Origin of the sequence: Cellulomonas terrae (assembly GCF_007990265.1) — a bacterium.
GTDB lineage: Bacteria > Actinomycetota > Actinomycetes > Actinomycetales > Cellulomonadaceae > Cellulomonas > Cellulomonas terrae.
The window spans coordinates 77,246-95,591 of the sequence record NZ_BJWH01000002.1 but is presented as its reverse complement, the minus strand read 5'-3'; the positions used below and the strand labels follow the sequence as shown (position 1 = coordinate 95,591).

The following is an 18,346-nucleotide window of genomic DNA, read 5'->3' as shown; positions in this document are numbered from 1 at the left end:
TCAGTTGCCAACAGATCGACAGTAGTCCCGACCTAGCGCGTCGGCGCAGCCTTCCAGCCACCGCTGGACCCGAAGCCGCCGTCGCCACGGTGCGACCCGGGCAGCTGCTCGGCCTCGACGAAGCGCACCCGCTCGACGCGCTGGACCACCAGCTGCGCGATCCGGTCACCCCGGTGCAGCTCGATCGCGTGCTCGACGTCCGTGTTCAGCAGCGTCACGGCGATCTCGCCGCGGTAGCCGGCGTCGACGGTCCCGGGGGCGTTGACGATCGTCAGACCGTGCCGCATGGCCAGCCCGGAGCGTGGGTGCACGAACGCGGCGAACCCGTCGGGCAGGGCGATCGCGACCCCGGTGGGGACGGTCGCGCGGCCCTGCGGCGGGATCACGACGTCGATCCTGGAGACCAGATCGGCACCGGCGTCGCCGGGGTGCGCGTAGGCGGGTGCGGGAAGCTCGGGGTCGAGGCGCAGCAGGAGCACCTCGATGCTGGGGTCGGCCGTCACGGGGCCCGACCCTACCCGCCGGATGGGATGCTGGGTGCATGCCAGAAGCTCCTCGTGGAACCCCGCTGCCCTCGTCCCGGGCGGCTGCGCCGACGTACACCGAACGGCTGTGGCTGGGTCCGCTGGGCTGGGTCCTGCTGGTCGTCTTCGCCGCCATGATGTCGATCGCGTTCGTCCCGCTGGACCCGCGCGTCGCCGCCCTCGTCGGCGCGGGCGTCCTGGTCGCCGGTGCGGTGGCCCTGGTGGGGCTGGCACCGCGGGTCGAGGTGCGCGACGGCGTCTTCCGCGCCGGTGGTGCGCACATCCCGGTGGAGCTCCTCGGCGCCGCGCGGGCGCTCGATGCGGACGAGACGAGGGCCGAGCTGGACACCCGTCTCGACGCACGCGCCCACGTGTGCCTGCGCGGCTGGATCCACACCGCCGTCCGGGTCGAGGTCCAGGACCCGGAGGACCCGACGCCGTACTGGGTGGTGTCCACCCGCCGGCCGACGGCGCTCGCCGCCGCGCTGCACGCCTGAGGGTCGGCCGCCCGTCGTTCCGGGCGGCCGACCCTCAGGGAGCCGTGCGCGTTCTCGGAGCCGTCGTCAGGCAGCGCACTCCGAGCACACGGGACGACCGTCGCGCTCGTAGGCCAGCTGGCTGCGGTGGTGGACCAGGAAACAGCTCGAGCAGGTGAACTCGTCCGCCTGCCGGGGCAGCACGCGCACGGAGAGCTCTTCGCCGGACAGGTCCGCGCCCGGGAGCTCGAACCCTTCGGCCGCCTCGGTCTCGTCCTCGTCCACCACGCCCGAGTTCTTGTCGGAACGCCGAGCCTGGAGCTCCTGGAGCGAGTCCTCGCTCAGGTCCTCCTCGGTCTTGCGCGGGGCGTCGTAGTCGGTAGCCATGTGTGGCGTCACACTCCGTGGTCTTGATGGAAACTCATACGCGGGATCAATGCACGCGACGCGCTTTTTGTTCCCGCGCGCGGTGGGATTCTGCACCACTTTCGAGCCCTGTGCGAACCGGACGCGCGACCGATTTCGTCACAGGTGCTGTGGGAGCGTTTTCATCCGTCGGAGTCGGCATCGAGGGCCTCGAGGAACGCCCTCAGCTCCTCGACCCTCCCGGGCGGTCCCGCGACGGTCATCGACTCCTGCGCCGCCTGCCCCCGAAGGCCCGTGACCAGCGCGCCTGCCTCCTGTGCGACCAGTGCCCCGGCCGCGACGTCCCACGGTTGCAGCCCTCGCTCGTAGTACAGGTCGAGCGTTCCGGCGGCGATCGCGCACAGGTCGAGTGAGGCGCAACCCACACGACGAATATCACGTACCTGCGGCAACAGTTCCGCGACGATTCGTCCTTGCACCCGCCTCCTGGACGCGACGTATCCGAAGCCCGTACCCACGAGCGAGTCGATCAACGGTCGCGCCGGACCCACGCGCAAGGCGGTCCCGTCGAGCGTCGCCCCCAGCCCGCGTCCGGCGGTGAACGTCCGGCCGTCCTCGGGGGCGTGCACGCACCCGGCGAGCGCCGTCCACGTGGCCGGGTCCGGCGCGGCCACCGGGTCGGGACCGATCACCGCAGCGACGGACACGGCGTACGCCGACGAGCCGTACAGGTAGTTGACCGTGCCGTCGATCGGGTCCACGACCCAGGTGATCCCCGAGGTGCCGGGCCGGAAGGCCTCCTCCTCGCCGAGGATCGCGTCGTGCGGCCGCAGCTCGGCGAGCCGGCTGCGCAGGAGCGACTCCGACGCGAGGTCCATCGCCGTGACCACGTCCTGGTCGCTCGACTTGGTGGCCGCCACGGTCACCAGCTGCCGTCGTCCGTCCCGGATCAGCGCTCCCGCTTCCCGAGCGAGCGCCTCGGCGACCTCGACGAGCGTGCGGACCTGGTCAGGAGAGTCGGGGTTCACCCGGCCATCCTCTCAGCGCGGGCTCAGCGCACCGACCCGCGCCACGGCCCCGGCGCCTTGAGCTGGAACCGCAGCGCCATCACCCGCAGGACGAACACCGCGACCACCACGACGACGCTCGTCGCGGTGGAGACGGCGCCCTGCCACCACAGGATCGCCGTCATGGTCGACCCGAGCAGCGCCGGGATCGCGTAGAGCTGCCGGTGGTGCAGGACCACGGGCACCTCACCCGAGAGCAGGTCGCGCAGCACTCCCCCGCCGACGCCGGTCATGACGCCGACGATGACCGCGGCGGTCAGCGTCGTGCCGTACTCGAGCCCCTTGATCGTGCCCACGACGCTGAACAGGGCCAGGGCCCCGGCGTCCAGCACCACGATGAAGCGACGCGCCCGCTCGAGCCGCGGGTGGAAGAAGTAGATGACGGTTGCGCCGGCGAGGGCCGTCACGATGAACCGCCAGTTCGAGATCCCGACGGGAGGCACGGCGCCGATCAGCACGTCGCGCAGGATGCCCCCACCCAGTCCGGCCGCCCAGGCGAGCACGAGGATCCCGAACACGTCGAACTGCTTGCGCACCGCGGCCAGCGCACCGGACATCGCCCCGACGAAGACCCCGACCAGCTCGAGCACGGGCTCCAGGGGGATGTCGGTGTCCACGGCGCCGATCATCGCAGCGGGAGCCCCGCAGGCGTCGAACGCGGGTCGCGACGGGCCGGTGCGGAGCACGATCATGCGCCGCACCGTCCCGGGTGCACGCCGACGGGGCCGATCGGTGGCAGGCTCGTGCCGAGTTCCCGGGAGGTCGCATGGGTGAGCTGGAGCTGGTGGGTCTGCACGAGGACGGGGAGCACCTCGTCCTGGTGGCCCCGGACGGGGCGCGCTTTCGCGTGCGCATCGACGAACCGCTGCGCGCCGCCGTGCGCCGTGACCGCCCGCAGCTCGAGCAGCTGCGCGCGGAGAGCGCGGGCACGCTGAGCCCGCGCGAGATCCAGGCACGCATCCGTGCGGGCGCGACGACGCAGGAGGTGGCGGACTCCGCCGGTCTACCCGTGGAGCGCGTCCGCCGGTACGAGGGTCCGGTGCTCGCCGAGCGCGAGCACGTCGCGGAGCAGGCCCGGGGGACGCGCGTCGGCCGGGACGTCGGCGCACCGACGCTCGGCGACCTCGTCACGGACCGTCTCGCCGCCCGCGGCGTCGACCCCGCGTCCCTCGCGTGGGACGCCGCCCGCGACACGTCGGGGCCGTGGGTCGTCCTCGCCCGGTTCGCGGTGGGTGACGTCGAGCACGAGGCGCGGTGGACCTTCGACCTGGCCAAGCGGACCGTGGTCGCCGACGAGGACGAGGCCCGCTGGCTCTCCGAGACGGAGCTGCCCGACGAGCCGGTCTCACGCCGTCATCTCGCGGCCGTGCGCGACGTGGTCTTCGACTTCCAGGGCGACGGCATCCTGCCCGTCCCGCAGGATCTCCCGTCCGAGGAGCCCGAGCCCGCCCCCGACCCGCAGGAGGAGACCGCGTCGCTGCTGGACGACCTGCGCAGCCGGCGCGGGGTCCGGCAGACCGTGGAGCTCGACGACGACGCCGAGGAGTTCGAGGGCTTCGGGCCGCAGCACGCGTTCGACTTCGGCCGGCCCGACGCGACCGTGCCCGGCGCCCATCCCGCCGACGCCGACCCTGCCGCGGAGGCCCAGGTCTACCCGGCGCCGGCCGCCGTGCCGGAGCCGGTCACCACGCCGGCCGCCGAGCACGAGGACGGCGACCGACCCCGTGCGGCGCGGCGCGGCCGTGCCAAGGTGCCCAGCTGGGACGAGATCGTCTTCGGGGCGAAGCCCGAGTAGACCGCCGTCAGATGCTCAGCTCCTCCGCGGAGGTGAGCGTCTGCGGGCTCGGCGAGGACGCCCGGGCGGTCGCGGCCGTCATCCGTCGCATGTGGTGCCGGCGGCACAGCACCTCGTAGCCGACCTCGTCGGCACCCGCCTCGACGTCTCCGACGACGACCTGCGCACCCTCGACCACCATGGTCCCGCCGATGGTGCGGGCGTTGTGCGTCGCCCGGGAGCCGCACCAGCACAGCGCGCGGACCTGCAGGATCTCCACCCGGTCGGCCAGCTCGACCAGCCGCGCGGCACCGGGGAAGAGCCGGGCACGGAAGTCCGTCGAGATGCCGAAGACGTAGACGTCCACCCCGAGCTCGTCCACGACGCGTGCCAGCTGCTCGACCTGCTCGGCGGTGTAGAACTGCGCCTCGTCCCCGATGAGGTAGTCGACGGGTCGACCGCGCGTACGGCGGGAGATGACGTCGGACCAGAAGTCCGTCGTGTCGTCCACCTCGTGCGCCTGCTGCGTGAGCCCCAGGCGGGAGGAGATGGTGGCCGCGCCGGCACGGTCCTGGCGGGTGAACAGGACACCGTCACGGCCGCGCGCCGCGTGGTTGTGGTGCATCTGCAGCGCCAGCGTCGACTTGCCGCTGTCCATGGTGCCGGAGAAGAAGACCAGCTCGGCCATCAGGCCACCACCAGGCAGGGCACGAGCATCTCGTGGCGCGTCAGCGACCCGTGCACCCCGACGAGGTCGAGTGACGCGGCGGTCTGGGTCCGGGAGTCGACGACGGTCGCGCGGCCGGTCATCGCCACCACCACGTCCCCGATCACGGGCAGGACGTGGTCGGCGACCTCCCCGAACCACCCGTCGGACGTCGCGTCGTCGCGGGTCGCGACGACCGCGGCCGAGCCGAGCGTGTCTCGCCACCGGTCCGCCACGAGCGCCGCGTCGACGCCCGGCTCGAGGTGCAGGTGCAGCGCACGGGGCTCCCCCGCCACCAGCGCGACGCCTGCACCGAGCACGGCATCCGTCCCCACGTCCCACCGCTGCGACCGGTCCACGTCCACCATCCCGTGGTCGGCGGTCACGACGAGCACCGTGTCCCGCGGCAGCATGCGGGCGAGCCGGCCCAGCTCGGCGTCGAGCTCGGCGAGCGCGTCGCCCCACTGCCACGACCCCCAGCCGTGGTGGTGGCCCGCCTTGTCCACGTCTCCCCAGTACAGGTACGCCACGCCGGGCCGCCGCAGCGCATCGACCGTGGCGTCGACCCGCGCGGCCAAGGACTCCGCCGCCTTGTACGTGGGCCCGCGCAGCGCCGCCTCCGTGAGCCCCGACCCTGCGAACCGTGCCGGGCCGATGCTCGTCACGCTGGTCCCGGCCGCGACGAGGCGCTCGAACACGGTCGCCTCGCGCTGCCACTGCCGGGCGGGCGGCAGCCCCGTCCAGCTGACCAGGTTGCCCAGCTCGCCCGTGGCCGGGTCGCGGACCGTGTACCCCAGCATGCCCGTGCGCCCGGGCGGCAGCGCGACCCCGAAGGTGCCCATCGCGGTGGCGGTCGTCGAGGGGAACGTGCTGGTCAGAGGCGTGGAGTCAGGAAGTCGGCGACGCAGGAACGGGGCGTGACCGGCGCGCTCGGCGAGGTTCGTGTGCCCGAGCCCGTCGACGAGCACCACGCAGACCCGGCTCGCGTCGGGGAGCCGGAGGAGCAGCTGCGCGTCGCCCGCCCCGGGGACGTCGGTCAGCCCGAGCGCACCGGCGACGGCGGGCAGCACGCTGCCCAGGCACGAGTGGCCCGAGCCGGGCACGAGGAGGTCCGCCGCCTCGACCTGTGCGCGCACCCCCGTCGAGACCCTCGACGCCGGCGCCTCCAGGCCGGTCATCGGGCCCGGGCGCTCGCCGCTGAGAGCTGCCGGGCGAAAGCCGTGGCGGCGCGTACCGAGTCCAGACCTTCCGCGGCCGCACTGACCCGCACGACCACGTCGTCGGGCGCGAGGGTCCCGGTCAGGCCGTGGTCGGCGTCGCAGCTGGGGTCACCGCACGTGGCCGGCTCCAGGTCCACGCGGGAGACCGCGCCCCACCCGACCACCAGGGTCAGCTCCTGCGCAGGCCGGCCGCGCTCGTGCTTCTCCGGCAGCGGCACGACGTGCGTCAGCGCGACCGAGGTGAGCTCCGCCAGCGGCACCGCCTCGGTCGTGGCCGACGCGGAGGCCGACGGGTGCTCGGAGTCGGCCGGGTGGTCGTCGACGTGGGCGACGATCAGCCGCGTCGGCGTCAGCACCAGCACGGTGACGTGGCGGCGCACCTCCGCGGCGTCGAACGTCGTCTCGGGGTGGACCAGGTGAGCCACGACCTCTTCGTCGGCGAGGGCCACGTCGAGCACGTCGACGACGAGCTCGGGGTAGTAGCCGGCACGGTGGAGGTCGTGGTGCAGGGCGGGAGCAGCAGCAGGCACGCGCCCATCCTCCCACCTCGCAAGCCGTCTCCGGCGAGCGCGCACCGGGTCACACCCTCGGCAGGCGTCGGGTCGCGTCCGCACGGTCCGCGCGGGAGATCGACGCGCGGGCGCCGAGGACCGCCGCACCATGCTCGGAGACGACGACCGGGTTGAGCTCCAGCGAGCGCAGCTCCGGCAGGTCGTCGGCGAGCACGGAGACACGCGCGATGAGGTCCTCCAGCGCGGCGACGTCGAGCGCCGGGAGCCCCCGGTAGCCGAACAGCCGGGGTGCCGCCCGCGCCGTGCGGACCAGCTCCGAGACGTCCACGTCGGTCAGGGGCGGCACGCCGTACGCGATGTCGCCCAGCAGGTCGGACGCGTCGCCGGCCAGCCCGAAGCTGATGATCGGGCCGAACAGGGGATCCTCGACGGAGCGCACGACGCACGCGGACCCGTGCGGGGCCATCGCCTGCACCTCGAGGGGCTCGTCGCCGTCCGTCGTCTCGAACCCCGCCGCGAGCGCGAGGACCTGCGCCACGTCCGCCCGCAGCTCGGCCTCGTCGGCGACGTCGAGGCGCACCCCGCCGAGGTCGGCACGGTGGCGCAGCGCCGCGACGGTCGTCTTGAGCGCGACCGGCCACCCGATCCGCTCCGCCGCGGCCACGGCCTCGTCGGCGTCGCGCACACGCGTCGAGGGCAGCGGCTTCACCCCGACCGTGGCGAGCAGCTGGGCGGTCCGGTCGGCGTCGAGCGCGATCGCGCCGTCCCCGGACGCCTCCGCCGCGAGCCAGCCCGCGACGAGCCGTCGGGCCGACCGTGTATCGGCGCCCTCCGGGTGCAGGGGCCGCCCCCGGTCGCCGGCGCGCCAGCGCGCGTAGCGGGCGGCGTGGCCGAGCGCCAGCGCCGCGTCCTCGGGCGTGCTGTACGCCGGGACCGTCCACTCCCGGCCGTCGTCGTCGCGGGCGGTCAGCTCGGGGGTCAGCCCGTGCAGGTCGTAGATGCACGCCACGGTCGTCCGACGGGACCGCGCGGCCCGCTGTGCGACGCAGTCCTGCAGGACGGTGTCGGGCCCGCCGACGGTCGGGATGCGGACCACGACCACCACGTCGCTGTCCGCGTCGTCGTACAGGGCGTCGACGGCCGCCCGGACCCGGTCCGGTGGCGCGTCCTCGGCGAGCAGCTGCACGTGCCCGCTGACCACGAGCCCGGCCGCCGCGACCGCCTCGGCGACGAGCGCCGCCACCGAGGCGGAGCTGGCCAGGATCGCGGTGCGACGGCCCGCGGGCAGCGGCTGGTGCGCGAGAACCTGGGCGACGTCGAGGAGCTGGTGCGTGTTCTCCACGCGGACCACGCCCGACTGGCGCAGCACCTCGGCGAGGGTGCGGGGCGGTGCGTGCGTCGGTCGGACAGCGTGGCCCGGCGGGACCACCTGACCGGACCGGCCGGCCGTCACGACGATCACCGGCTTGAGCAGCGAGAGGCGCCGGGCCACCCGGGAGAACTTGCGCGGGTTGCCCAGCGACTCGAGGTACAGACCGACGACGTCCGTGCCGTCGTCGTCCGCCCAGAACTGCATGAGGTCGTTGCCGGACACGTCGGCGCGGTGCCCGGCGGACACGAACTGCGAGACCCCGATCCCCCGCCGGCGGACCGCGGCGAGCAGCGCGACCGACAGCGGTGCGGACTGGCAGAACAGGCCGATCCGCCCGGGCGGCGGCGGCACCTCGGCCAGGGAGGCGTTGAGCTGGAGCCCGCCCTCCCGCGTCGAGACGATCCCGTACGAGCTCGGTCCGACCACGCGCATCCCCGCACCGTGCGCCGCGCGCAGCACCGCGCGCTGCCGGTCCCGGCCGTCGGGGCCCTCCTCGGCGTACCCGGCGGTGAGCACGACGACGCCGTGCACGTCCAGGCGCGCGAGGTCACGGGTCACGTCCGTCGCGGTCGCGGCCGGGACGGCGACGACGGCGAGCCCGACCGGTCCGGGCACGTCCGCGAGGCGTTCGTACACCGGCGTCGGAACGTCGCCCGGCACGCCGACCGCGTGCACGACCACGGACGGGTCGCCCACCAGGAGGTTGGCCAGCACGCGCGAGGCCAGCCGACCGGCGAACGTGTCGGCCGCGTCCGCCCCCGGGCCGACGACCACCACGGACGACGCGTGCAGGACCCCGCGCATCGACCGTGCCTCCGCGCGGTGCTCGCGGTCCGCCATCACCGCGAGCGACCTGTCGGTGGGGTCGATGTCGAACCCGACGGCCACGATCCCGTCCTCGGTGCGCTGCCGGACCTCGTACCCGGCCTGCTTGAAGACGGAGATCATGCGGCCGTTCTGCGGCAGGACCTCCGCGACGAACCGTCGCACACCCCGCTCCCGCGCCGCCGCCGCGAGGTGCTCCAGCAGCACGGACCCCAGGCCGCGGCCCTGGTGGGCGTCCGCGATGTTGAACGCGACCTCGGCCTCGTCGGTGCCGATCCGGTCGTACCGCGCCACGCCGATGATCTGGTCGCCGTCGTCCCCGCTCGACACCGCCACCAGGGCCACCCGATCGACGTGGTCGACGTTGACCAGCCGCGCGAGGTCCCGGTCGGACAACCGCTCGAGCGGCGCGAAGAACCTCAGGTACGTCGACCGCTCCGACTGCCCGACGTGGAACGCCTGGAGCGCGTCGGCGTCGTCGGGGCGCAGCGGTCGCACGTGCGTGGTCGAGCCGTCGTGCAGCACGACGTCGGCCTCCCACGCGGCCGGGTACGGGAGGCCCGGTCGGGGGCGGCCGTCAGCCGTGACGTCTGCCATGACGGTCACGCTAGTGCGGGCAGCCGCGCGCCGCGCCCGTCAAAGGTCCCGGACGGGTCCACAATGGTCGCCGCACAGCAGGACCGGCCCCGAGGAGCAAGCAGCATGGCGCGTCGCCCCGCGACCCCCGACCTCCCCCCCGAGGACCTCGTCGAGCGCATCGTCGACATCGACGTCGCGACCGAGATGGAGGGCTCGTTCCTCGAGTACGCCTACTCCGTCATCTACTCGCGGGCGCTGCCCGACGCCCGCGACGGCCTCAAGCCCGTCCAGCGGCGGATCCTCTACCAGATGTCGGACATGGGCCTGCGGCCCGACCGTCCGTACGTGAAGTCGGCGCGCGTCGTCGGCGAGGTCATGGGCAAGCTGCACCCGCACGGCGACGCGGCGATCTACGACGCGATGGTCCGGCTCGCGCAGCCGTTCTCCCTGCGCCTGCCGCTCGTCGACGGGCACGGCAACTTCGGCTCGCTCGACGACGGCCCGGCCGCGCCGCGGTACACCGAGGCGCGGATGGCGCCGGCCGCGCTCGCGATGACGACCGGGCTCGACGAGGACGTCGTCGACTTCGTGCCGAACTACGACAACAAGCTCACGCAGCCCGAGGTGCTCCCGGCGGCGATCCCGAACCTGCTGGTCAACGGCGCGTCGGGCATCGCGGTCGGCATGGCGACCAACATGGCCCCGCACAACCTGGTCGAGGTCGTCGCCGCGGCGCGCCACCTCGTCCTGCACCCCGACGCCACCCTCGAGGACCTGCTGCGCTTCGTGCCCGGCCCCGACCTGCCCTCGGGCGGCAAGATCGTGGGCCTCGAGGGCGTCCGGGACGCCTACCGCACCGGCCGCGGGGCGTTCCGCACCCGCGCGACCGCACGCATCGAGAACGTCACGCCCAAGCGCAAGGGCATCGTCATCACCGAGCTGCCGTACACGGTGGGCCCGGAGAAGGTCATCGAGAAGATCAAGGAGGGGGTGCAGAGCAAGAAGCTCTCGGGCATCTCCGACGCGGTCGACCTGACCGACCGCCAGCACGGCCTGCGCCTCGTCATCGAGATCAAGACGGGCTTCGTCCCGGAGGCCGTGCTCGAGCAGCTCTACCGCTACACGCCGCTCGAGGACTCGTTCTCCATCAACAACGTCGCGCTCGTCGACGGTCAGCCGCGCACCCTCGGGCTGCGCGAGCTGCTGGTCGTGTGGGTCGAGCACCGCCTGGTCGTGGTGCGCCGCCGCTCGCAGTTCCGGCTGGCCAAGCGGCTGGAGCGCCTGCACCTGGTGGAGGGTCTCCTCGTCGCGATCCTCGACATCGACGAGGTCATCCAGGTGATCCGCACGTCCGACGACGCCGACACGGCCCGGGCCCGCCTGCGCAGCGTGTTCGACCTGTCGGAGCCCCAGGCGGAGTACATCCTCGAGCTCCGCCTGCGCCGGCTCACCCGGTTCTCCCGGATCGAGCTGGAGAAGGAGCAGCAGCAGCTCGTCGAGGAGATCGCCGAGCTGCAGGCGATCCTCGCCGACGAGTCCCGGCTGCGCGGGCTGGTCTCCGACGAGATGGCCGAGGTCGCCGCCACGTACGGCACCCCGCGCCGCACCATCCTGCTCGAGTCGGCCGGCGGCACGTCGATCACGGGTGCCCCCGCGGCCCGCGGTGCGACGGCCCCGCTCGAGATCGCCGACACCCCCTGCTGGGTTCTGCTCTCGGGCACCGGGCTGCTCGCGCGCACCGCGACCGAGGAGCTGCCGGCACGCGGCGACGGGGCGCGCCGGGCCAAGCACGACGTCGTGTCCGCGTCGGTCCCCGCCACCGCGCGTGCGGAGATCGGTGTCGTGACGTCGCAGGGCCGGATCGTGCGTGTCTCCGTGCTCGACCTGCCCGGCCTGCCGCCGACGGACGGCGCCCCCTCGCTCTCCGGCGGCGTGCCGCTCGGCGAGGTGGTGACGCTGCTGCCCCGCGAGCGGGTGGTGGGTCTGGCCTCGCTCGCGGCCGACGCGCCGACCCTCGCCCTCGCCACGGTCCAGGGCACCGTGAAGCGGGTGACGTCCGGTGACGTGCCGGGCAACCGCGACGCCTGGGAGGCGATCTCGCTCAAGGACGGCGACGAGGTGGTCGGCGCCGTCGCGGTGCGCGACACCGACGAGCTGGTCCTGCTGTCCTCCGACGCCTCGCTGCTGCACTTCCCCGCGTCGGCGGTCCGGCCGCAGGGCCGCTCCGCGGGCGGGATGGCGGGCATCAAGCTCGCCGCCGGCCAGCGTGTGGTCGCGTTCGGCAGCGTCCCGGCGGATGCCGTCGCCGACGCGGTCGTGGTCACCGTCGCGGGCGCGTCCGGCGCGCTCCCGGGCACGCAGCCGGGGTCCGCCAAGGTCACCCCGTTCGAGGTGTACCCCGGCAAGGGACGCGCGACCGGTGGCGTCCGGGCCCACCGGTTCCTGCGCAACGAGGACGCGCTGCTGCTCGGCTGGGTCGGTGCTGCTCCGGCGTGGGCGACGGGATCGGCGGGTCAGCCGATCGACCTGCCCCCGGTCGACCAGCGGCGCGACATGTCGGGCACGGCGCTGTCCGCGCCCGTGCACGCCATCGGCTGAGCGTCAGACGAGCGCGACCACGTTGTCCGGGATCGGCGGCCGCTGGGCGTAGGTGCGCACGGGCCGCGGCTCGGGCGCCTGACGCTCCGCGACGTTGCGCCCGATCACCGCCGCGGCGAGGAGCCCCTGGCCGACGGTGTACGTCAGCATGACCCAGAAGCCCTGCCCGGCGAGGTCCCACCAGGGCACGAACGCCTCGAGCGCGATCAGGCCGTCGCTGACCACGAAGACGGCACCGCCGACCGTCGCGAGACGGCCCAGGCCCGTCGCAAGGACGGCCATCGCGACGAGCACGCCGCCGTACACGGCGACGGGCACGAGCAGGGCGTCCGCACCCGGCGCGCACAGCGCGACCAGCACGACCAGCACGACCGCGTACGGCAGCAGCAGGACCGGGCGGGTGTGCACCACCGACCGGCGGACCAGCGGCGCGAACGCCACGACGTACGCCACCTGCGCGAGCAGGAAGAACCCGACCATGACGAGGAAGGCGGCGTCCTCGCCCACCAGCGACGGCACGAGGTCGCCGAGCCAGGAGAACCCGAGCGCGACGAGCGTCCACGCCACGACGTGGCCCCGCGGCCAGCGCGTCGCGGTCACGACGACCGCAGCGAACGCCGGCATGAGCGTCCACTGCGTGACGCGGGCGAGGTCCTCGGCCCCGACGAGCTGCGCCACCAGGTGCACGAGCACCAGCACGACGGCGACCGCGACCCACACCCGCGCGGCCATGGACAGCGAGCGCCCCACGACGACCTCCTCGACGGCGGACGTCCTCGTCCGGCGACAGCGACGGCAGGACGTCGTCGTCCTGCCGCGCCGATGCTAACGCGCGCGGGGCGCCGTCACGGCCGGTTCAGAGCTCGATGGAGAACATCGTGGAGCTGTGGAACACCGAGTACCCCAGGCCCTCGTAGAGCCGGTGCGCGCCGGACTGGTTCGCCGTGTCGACCCCGAGCTCGGCCATGTCCATCCCGTCCGCACGGTAGGCGGCCATCACGGTCGCGAGCAGCGCCGACCCGAGCCGCCGACCACGCCAGGCGCGCCGCACGCCGAGCAGGTCGGTGTAGCCCGCCTTGTAGCCGAGCAGCGGCCAGTCGTGCTCGAACCGGGCGGACAGCAGGTACCCCGCCACCTCGCCCGTGGCGTCGTCGATCGCGGCGAAGCTCCAGGTCGGGGCGAACATGCTCCGGCCCTGGACCCACTCCTGCGCCGTGCGCGGCTCGCTCCCCCAGTGGTCGGCGAACGCCTCGTTGTGCGCGAGTCGCACCTGCTCGTCCAGCTCGGGCGTCCACGGGACGATGCGCAGACCGTCCGGCACCTCGATCGGCGGGAGCTCGACGTCGAGGGGGCGACGCATCTCCGCGTAGAAGCGGGCCGGGGTGAAGCCGCCCGCGCGGACCAGCCGGATCGCGGCGTCGGCGTTGTCGTGGAGGAACACCGCGAGCCGTGCGGGCAGCTCCTTGCCCGAGGCGGCCAGCAGCTGACGACCGCGCGCCGTCTCCCACGCCAGCACCTGCCGGCCGATCCCCCGGCCGCGCCACGCCGGGTCCACGGCGCCGTCGAGGAAGACCCTCACCACCCGCGTGTCACCCGGCGGCTGGTTGGCGCGCGCGTAGGCGCGGATCACCCCGTCGTCGTCGACGCCCGCGATCGTGTCGCGGGCGTGGTCCTTCCAGTCACCGTCGAACTCGTCGTCGATCTCCTCCGCGGAGGTCCGGTAGGGCGCCTCGTCGGCGTCCTCGACCGCCGTGACGAGCCGTGCCAGCGCCGGGACGTCGTCGCGGGTCAGAGGACGCCACGTCAGGCCGTCCGTGCCGGTGGGCAGCGGAACCTCTGCGGGAGCCGCGGCGCGCACGGCGATGGGAGCGAGATCGGTCGTGGTCACGACGACCACGATCCCCGGCTCTCCACCGTGACGGCAAGCGAAAAGCAGGTCAGGCGTCGATGCGGCTGCGGTCCAGACCGTCGGCGCCGGCGACGATGAAGTCCTTGCGCGGTGCGACGTCGGAGCCCATCAGCAGCTCGAAGATCTCCTCGGCCCGCTGGGCGCCCTCGACGGTCACCCGGCGCAGCGTGCGGTGCCGCGGGTCCATCGTGGTCTCCGCCAGCTGGTCCGCGTCCATCTCCCCGAGGCCCTTGTACCGCTGGATGTCGTCCTTGTACCGCTTGCCCGCGCGGTCGAGCTTCTTCAGGGTCGCGACGAGCTCCGCCTCGGAGTACGTGTAGACGTACTCGTTCTTGCGCCCGCCTCCCCCGATGACCTCGATGCGGTGCAGCGGCGGGACGGCGGCGTAGACGCGGCCTGCCTCGACCAGCGGTCGCATGTACCGGAACAGCAGGGTGAGCAGCAGGGTGCGGATGTGCGCGCCGTCGACGTCGGCGTCGGTCATCAGGACGATCTTCCCGTAGCGCGCGCCCTCCAGGTCGAACGAGCGGCCGGACCCGGCGCCGACCACCTGGATGATCGCCGCGCACTCGGCGTTCTTGAGCATGTCCGTGACGGACGCCTTCTGGACGTTGAGGATCTTCCCGCGGATCGGCAGGAGCGCCTGGAAGTCCGAGCTGCGCGCCAGCTTCGCGGTGCCCAGCGCGCTGTCGCCCTCGACGATGAACAGCTCGCTGCGCTCGACGTCGTCGCTGCGGCAGTCGGCCAGCTTGGCGGGCAGCGAGGACGTCTCGAGCGCGTTCTTACGGCGCGAGATCTCCTTCTGCTTGCGCGCGGACAGCCGGGCACGCATCTCGCCGACGACCTTGTCGAGCAGCAACGACGACTGCGCCTTGTGGTCCCGCTTCGGGGAGCTGAAGATCGCCGCGAGCTCGGTGTCGATGACCTTGGCGACGATGGCGCGGACCGGTCCGGTGCCCAGCACCTCCTTCGTCTGCCCCTCGAACTGCGGCTCGGCCAGCCGGACGGTGACGACGGCGGTCATCCCCGCCAGCACGTCCTCCTTCTCGATGCGCTCCGAGGTGTCGCGCGACGAGATCTTGAGCCGTCGCGCGTTGGCGTCGACCGCCTTGCGCATCGTGCGCAGGAGGCCGGCCTCGAACCCGGCCAGGTGGGTGCCGCCCTTGGGCGTGGAGATGATGTTGACGAAGCTGCGGACCTCCGTCTCGTAGCCCGTCCCCCAGCGCAGCGCGATGTCCACGTCGCAGGTCCGCGAGACCTCCTGCGCCGTCATGTGGCCGCGCTCGTCGAGGACCGGCACCGTCTCGGTGAACGCCCCCGACCCGGTCAGGTGCCAGGTGTCGGTGACCGCCGTGTCGGGCGCGAGGTGGTCCACGAAGTCGACGACGCCCCCGCTGTGCAGGAACGTCTCCTCGTGCGGACCGTCGGCACCGGGTGTGCCCGCGATGCCGCGCTCGTCGCGCACCGTCAGCGTGAGGCCGGGCACCAGGAAGCTCGTCTGGCGCGCACGCGTGACCAGCTCGTCGTACGCGAAGACGGCCGTCTTGGGGAAGATCTGCGGGTCCGCCCAGTACCGCACGCGGGTGCCGGTCCGGCCCCGGGCGACCTTGCCGCCCACCGTGAGCTCCGACCCGGACACGAACGGCTCGAAGGGGTTGTCCGGGCCGATCCCGGAGCTGTCGTCGAAGATGCCGGGCTCGCCGCGGTGGAACGTCATCCGGTGGGTGCGACCGCCGCGGTCGACCTCGACGTCGAGACGCGCCGACAGGGCGTTCACCACCGACGCGCCGACGCCGTGCAGCCCGCCGGACGCACCGTAGGAGCCGCCGCCGAACTTGCCGCCCGCGTGCAGCTTGGTGAACACGACCTCGACGCCCGTCAGCCCGGTCTTCGGCTCGATGTCCACGGGGATGCCGCGCGCGTTGTCGCGCACCTCGACGGAGGAGTCAGCGTGCAGCACGATCTCGATGCGGTCACCGTGGCCCCCGAGGGCCTCGTCGACCGAGTTGTCGATGATCTCCCAGAGGCAGTGCATGAGCCCACGGCTGTCCGTCGTGCCGATGTACATGCCGGGGCGCTTGCGCACCGCCTCGAGCCCTTCCAGCACCGACAGGTGCCGGGCGGTGTAGCCGGACTGGGGGGAGGTCGTCGTCACGGGGCGATGGTAGTCGCCGTGCCCGACGGGCCGCGGGAACCCGGCCGTCGGCAACGAGCATGTTTCAGGCGTGTCAGGTCTGCTACGCGGTGAGCGAACCACCCGCCCCCGGTGCCGTGGATCCGGCGCCGGGATGGTTCTATTGATCTGTGACCGGGACCATGACGCAACCACTGACCGCGGCCGACCGCTGCGACCGCTGCGGCGCACAGGCCTATGTCCGAGTTGTCCTCGCGGTGGGCGAGCTGCTGTTCTGCGCGCACCACGCGCGCGAGCACGCACCGAAGTTCGCCGAGCTGGCGACCCACGTGCAGGACGAGACCGACCGCCTCCTCGCCGAGCACGGCGCCGGAGCCGGCGCCGCGATCTGACGCAGCGCAGCACCACGACGACGCGAGGCCCGGACCGACAGGTCCGGGCCTCGCGGTCTTATGCTCGGCCCACACCGTGCCGTCCGAGCGATCAGGAGCCGTCCGTGACCCAGCCCGACGTCGACAAGTCCGAACAGCTCGAGCTGGTCAGCCGTGGCCTCCTGCAGGGCGAGGAGGTGCTCGCCGTCTACGACTGCATCGGGACCGGTACCGGCTTCGTCGGGCTGACGACGTTGCGGATCGTCATGCAGGACAAGAGCTTCGTCGGCAAGCGGGTCGCGATCACGTCGATCCCCTACCGGCACGTGCGCTCCGTGTCGGTCGTGAGCAACACGTCGTTCGCCGGCAAGTTCACGTCCAGCAGCAGCATCGCCATCGACGTCGGCGGCGTGGTGCACGAGGCCGACTTCCGGGGCGTGGAGAAGGCGCACAAGGCGCACGACCTGATCCTCTGGTACATCACCCGCTGACCCTCAGGCCAGCACGTCGCTCCACGCGTGCACGCGGTAGGCCCGGACGACGCCGTGCAGCACGAACGGGTCGGTGGCCGCGAACTCCTCCGCGGCCTCCCGCGTCGTCAGCACGCACATCGACCCGTTCACCTCCGGCTGCTCGAACGTCCCGATGGCCGTCAGCAGGCCGCGGGCGGCGAAGCCCTCGTAGTGGGCGACGTGGGCCGCCATGTGCACGGGCGCGAGCGTGAGCACGTCGGGTCCCGACTCGTAGAGCACGACGTACCACACCTGCGTCACCGGGCACCGTCCTCGACGTGTGCCACCAGTCGGCCGAGGATCGTCGCCCACCCCCGGACGTACGAGCCGCCGCGGTAGCCTTCCGGCAGCGCGCACGCGCCGCCGAGCTGCTCCTCGGTCATCCGCTCCCAGCCCCGGTGCTCGACGCTGACCCGCGTGAGCGCGGCGCCCAGCGACCGGAACGTCAGCTCGACCTCCGTCGGCTCCGGGGTGAGCAGCCACGACATCGTGAACCCGTGGGGCGGGTCCCAGGCGACGAGCTCGCCCCAGACGTGCGCGGTGCCGTCGTCCCAGGTCTCGATGACCCTCCCGCCGAGACGGCGCTCCACCGAGACGTCGCGCACCCGGTCACCGCCGGTCGAGAACGGCTCGACCGGCCACCAGAGGCCGATCTCGCGGACGAACACGTCGAACGTCGTCGTCACGTCCGCGCGCACGGTCGTCGCCTGCCGGACCGGCGGGGCCGCGAGCGTGGGCTCAGGCCGTCGCACGGGAGTCCCTCTCGGTGCCGTCGGCGTCCAGCACTCCCGCCTCCCCCTCGACGATCCTCCGTGCGGCATCGAGGGACGCCGCCCAGGTCTCGTCGAGGTAGGCGCGCAACCCGATGAGGCCCTCGGGTCGGGAGCGGTAGAAGTTGCGGGTTCCCTCGGCTCGACGCGTCACCAGACCGGCGTCCTCGAGCACCCGCAGGTGCTGGCTCACGGCGGAGCGGCTCACGTCGAACGCCTCCGCGAGCCGGCCGACGGGGACCTCGTCGTGCGCCAGGAGGGTGAGGATCTCGCGACGCCGGGGCTCGGCCAGCGCGCGCAGGACGACGTCCGTCTGACTCACGCCCACAGCCCCACCGCACGTCCGTCCGGGTCGGCGAGGACCGCGATGCTGCCCTTGCCGACGGAGGGCTCGAGCGGTGCCTCCCCCATCCTGACGACGAGCTGCAGCCAGGACGCACGTCCACGCTCGGGGTCCGTCCTCGCGACCTCGAACCGCACGACGGGTCTGTGCACGATCCACCTCCGGTCCGGCTGGCCTGCCGTCCATCGTCAGTGATGGCTAACCGTTAGTCAAGACTGACGGTATGGTTCCCTGAGCGCACGACGAAGGCCCGGACCGATCCCGGTCCGGGCCTTCGTCGTGGTCGAG

The 18,346-nt window shown here is 73.3% G+C and carries 20 protein-coding genes; 5 read left to right on the top strand and 15 right to left on the bottom strand.

The genetic code is table 11. The annotated features are described in order from the left end of the window. Window positions 1-32: 32 nt before the first annotated feature. Complete coding sequence (gene dut, locus CTE05_RS02635; protein WP_146844567.1) at window positions 33-503, bottom strand: dUTP diphosphatase; 471 nt, start codon at window positions 501-503, stop codon at window positions 33-35. 38 nt (window positions 504-541) lie between these two features. Between dut and CTE05_RS02630 the strand changes: the two genes are divergently transcribed. Next, entirely contained in the window at window positions 542-1,021 is a 480-nt protein-coding gene (locus tag CTE05_RS02630) for a DUF3093 domain-containing protein (RefSeq protein ID WP_146844566.1), read from the top strand. 66 nt (window positions 1,022-1,087) lie between these two features. Here the strand turns inward: CTE05_RS02630 and CTE05_RS02625 are convergent, their stop codons facing one another. The 3 genes from CTE05_RS02625 to CTE05_RS02615 form a co-directional block, all read right to left on the bottom strand. Beyond that, window positions 1,088-1,387, bottom strand: a complete 300-nt coding sequence (locus CTE05_RS02625; protein WP_056090713.1) for a DUF4193 domain-containing protein — start codon at window positions 1,385-1,387, stop codon at window positions 1,088-1,090. Between the two features lie 161 nt (window positions 1,388-1,548). After that, a complete protein-coding gene (locus tag CTE05_RS02620; RefSeq protein WP_146844565.1) occupies window positions 1,549-2,394 on the bottom strand; it encodes an inositol monophosphatase family protein in 846 nt (281 codons plus the stop codon). Between the two features lie 23 nt (window positions 2,395-2,417). Continuing rightward, window positions 2,418-3,125: a trimeric intracellular cation channel family protein gene (locus CTE05_RS02615; RefSeq protein WP_307724276.1), complete on the bottom strand. Its 708-nt coding sequence runs from the start codon at window positions 3,123-3,125 to the stop codon at window positions 2,418-2,420. A 74-nt stretch (window positions 3,126-3,199) separates the two neighbouring features. Here CTE05_RS02615 and sepH point away from each other — a divergent pair, with 74 nt between their 5' ends. Continuing rightward, the gene (gene sepH / locus CTE05_RS02610; protein WP_146844564.1) at window positions 3,200-4,228 is read left to right on the top strand and encodes a septation protein SepH; all 1,029 of its coding nucleotides are present in this window, start codon (window positions 3,200-3,202) and stop codon (window positions 4,226-4,228) included. A 7-nt stretch (window positions 4,229-4,235) separates the two neighbouring features. On the opposite strand, the gene CTE05_RS02605 is transcribed toward sepH, so the two are convergent. The 4 genes from CTE05_RS02605 to CTE05_RS02590 are packed head-to-tail and all read right to left on the bottom strand — an operon-like array spanning window position 4,236 to window position 9,439. Then, window positions 4,236-4,895 (bottom strand): thymidine kinase, encoded by a 660-nt coding sequence (locus CTE05_RS02605; protein ID WP_146844563.1) that lies wholly within the window; start codon window positions 4,893-4,895, stop codon window positions 4,236-4,238. Further along, complete coding sequence (locus CTE05_RS02600) at window positions 4,895-6,049, bottom strand: alkaline phosphatase family protein (RefSeq protein ID WP_246123215.1); 1,155 nt, start codon at window positions 6,047-6,049, stop codon at window positions 4,895-4,897. The genes CTE05_RS02605 and CTE05_RS02600 overlap by 1 nt, the downstream gene beginning before the upstream one ends. Before the next feature lie 38 nt (window positions 6,050-6,087). Next, on the bottom strand, window positions 6,088-6,663 hold the full coding sequence (locus CTE05_RS02595; RefSeq protein ID WP_146844561.1) for a DUF5998 family protein: 576 nt from the start codon (window positions 6,661-6,663) through the stop codon (window positions 6,088-6,090). Window positions 6,664-6,712: 49 nt separating this feature from the next. Continuing rightward, on the bottom strand, window positions 6,713-9,439 hold the full coding sequence (locus CTE05_RS02590) for a GNAT family N-acetyltransferase (protein ID WP_146844560.1): 2,727 nt from the start codon (window positions 9,437-9,439) through the stop codon (window positions 6,713-6,715). Between the two features lie 105 nt (window positions 9,440-9,544). Between CTE05_RS02590 and CTE05_RS02585 the strand changes: the two genes are divergently transcribed. Then, window positions 9,545-12,019 carry a DNA gyrase/topoisomerase IV subunit A gene (locus CTE05_RS02585; protein ID WP_146844559.1) on the top strand — a complete coding sequence of 825 codons (2,475 nt, stop codon included), beginning with the start codon at window positions 9,545-9,547 and terminating at the stop codon, window positions 12,017-12,019. A 3-nt stretch (window positions 12,020-12,022) separates the two neighbouring features. Here the strand turns inward: CTE05_RS02585 and CTE05_RS02580 are convergent, their stop codons facing one another. The 3 genes from CTE05_RS02580 to CTE05_RS02570 all read right to left on the bottom strand — a co-directional run bounded on the left by CTE05_RS02580 (window position 12,023) and on the right by CTE05_RS02570 (window position 16,083). Further along, window positions 12,023-12,769 (bottom strand): lysoplasmalogenase family protein, encoded by a 747-nt coding sequence (locus CTE05_RS02580; RefSeq protein WP_146844558.1) that lies wholly within the window; start codon window positions 12,767-12,769, stop codon window positions 12,023-12,025. A gap of 106 nt (window positions 12,770-12,875) precedes the next feature. Then, window positions 12,876-13,907, bottom strand: coding sequence for a GNAT family N-acetyltransferase (locus CTE05_RS02575; protein WP_146844557.1), 1,032 nt, complete (start codon window positions 13,905-13,907; stop codon window positions 12,876-12,878). 49 nt (window positions 13,908-13,956) lie between these two features. Next, on the bottom strand, window positions 13,957-16,083 hold the full coding sequence (locus CTE05_RS02570; RefSeq protein WP_146844556.1) for a DNA gyrase/topoisomerase IV subunit B: 2,127 nt from the start codon (window positions 16,081-16,083) through the stop codon (window positions 13,957-13,959). A gap of 161 nt (window positions 16,084-16,244) precedes the next feature. On the opposite strand from CTE05_RS02570, the gene CTE05_RS02565 reads away from it, so the two are divergent. Both CTE05_RS02565 and CTE05_RS02560 read left to right on the top strand, forming a co-directional pair. Further along, on the top strand, window positions 16,245-16,454 hold the full coding sequence (locus tag CTE05_RS02565) for a DUF7455 domain-containing protein (RefSeq protein ID WP_146844555.1): 210 nt from the start codon (window positions 16,245-16,247) through the stop codon (window positions 16,452-16,454). A gap of 104 nt (window positions 16,455-16,558) precedes the next feature. Beyond that, window positions 16,559-16,924 (top strand): PH domain-containing protein, encoded by a 366-nt coding sequence (locus CTE05_RS02560; protein ID WP_146844554.1) that lies wholly within the window; start codon window positions 16,559-16,561, stop codon window positions 16,922-16,924. Between the two features lie 3 nt (window positions 16,925-16,927). On the opposite strand, the gene CTE05_RS02555 is transcribed toward CTE05_RS02560, so the two are convergent. The 4 genes from CTE05_RS02555 to CTE05_RS20540 are packed head-to-tail and all read right to left on the bottom strand — an operon-like array spanning window position 16,928 to window position 18,210. Then, a complete protein-coding gene (locus tag CTE05_RS02555; protein ID WP_222595395.1) occupies window positions 16,928-17,206 on the bottom strand; it encodes a YciI family protein in 279 nt (92 codons plus the stop codon). Beyond that, a complete protein-coding gene (locus CTE05_RS02550) occupies window positions 17,203-17,697 on the bottom strand; it encodes an SRPBCC domain-containing protein (protein ID WP_246123214.1) in 495 nt (164 codons plus the stop codon). Before CTE05_RS02550 ends, CTE05_RS02555 begins: the two co-directional genes overlap by 4 nt. Further along, a complete protein-coding gene (locus CTE05_RS20545; protein WP_246123213.1) occupies window positions 17,684-18,037 on the bottom strand; it encodes an ArsR/SmtB family transcription factor in 354 nt (117 codons plus the stop codon). Before CTE05_RS20545 ends, CTE05_RS02550 begins: the two co-directional genes overlap by 14 nt. Beyond that, the gene (locus CTE05_RS20540) at window positions 18,034-18,210 is read right to left on the bottom strand and encodes a hypothetical protein (protein WP_246123212.1); all 177 of its coding nucleotides are present in this window, start codon (window positions 18,208-18,210) and stop codon (window positions 18,034-18,036) included. The genes CTE05_RS20545 and CTE05_RS20540 overlap by 4 nt, the downstream gene beginning before the upstream one ends. Between the last annotated feature and the right edge of the window lie 136 nt (window positions 18,211-18,346).

Bases quoted from the DNA above. Each gene is read 5' to 3' on its own strand.
- CTE05_RS02605 (WP_146844563.1), bottom strand. From the start codon at position 4,895: ATGGCCGAGCTGGTCTTCTTCTCCGGCACCATGGACAGCGGCAAGTCG.
- CTE05_RS02565 (WP_146844555.1), top strand. From the start codon at position 16,245: ATGACGCAACCACTGACCGCGGCCGACCGCTGCGACCGCTGCGGCGCA.
- CTE05_RS02625 (WP_056090713.1), bottom strand. From the start codon at position 1,387: ATGGCTACCGACTACGACGCCCCGCGCAAGACCGAGGAGGACCTGAGC.
- sepH (WP_146844564.1), top strand. From the start codon at position 3,200: ATGGGTGAGCTGGAGCTGGTGGGTCTGCACGAGGACGGGGAGCACCTC.
- CTE05_RS02630 (WP_146844566.1), top strand. From the start codon at position 542: ATGCCAGAAGCTCCTCGTGGAACCCCGCTGCCCTCGTCCCGGGCGGCT.
- CTE05_RS02590 (WP_146844560.1), bottom strand. From the start codon at position 9,439: ATGGCAGACGTCACGGCTGACGGCCGCCCCCGACCGGGCCTCCCGTAC.
- CTE05_RS02615 (WP_307724276.1), bottom strand. From the start codon at position 3,125: ATGATCGTGCTCCGCACCGGCCCGTCGCGACCCGCGTTCGACGCCTGC.
- CTE05_RS02585 (WP_146844559.1), top strand. From the start codon at position 9,545: ATGGCGCGTCGCCCCGCGACCCCCGACCTCCCCCCCGAGGACCTCGTC.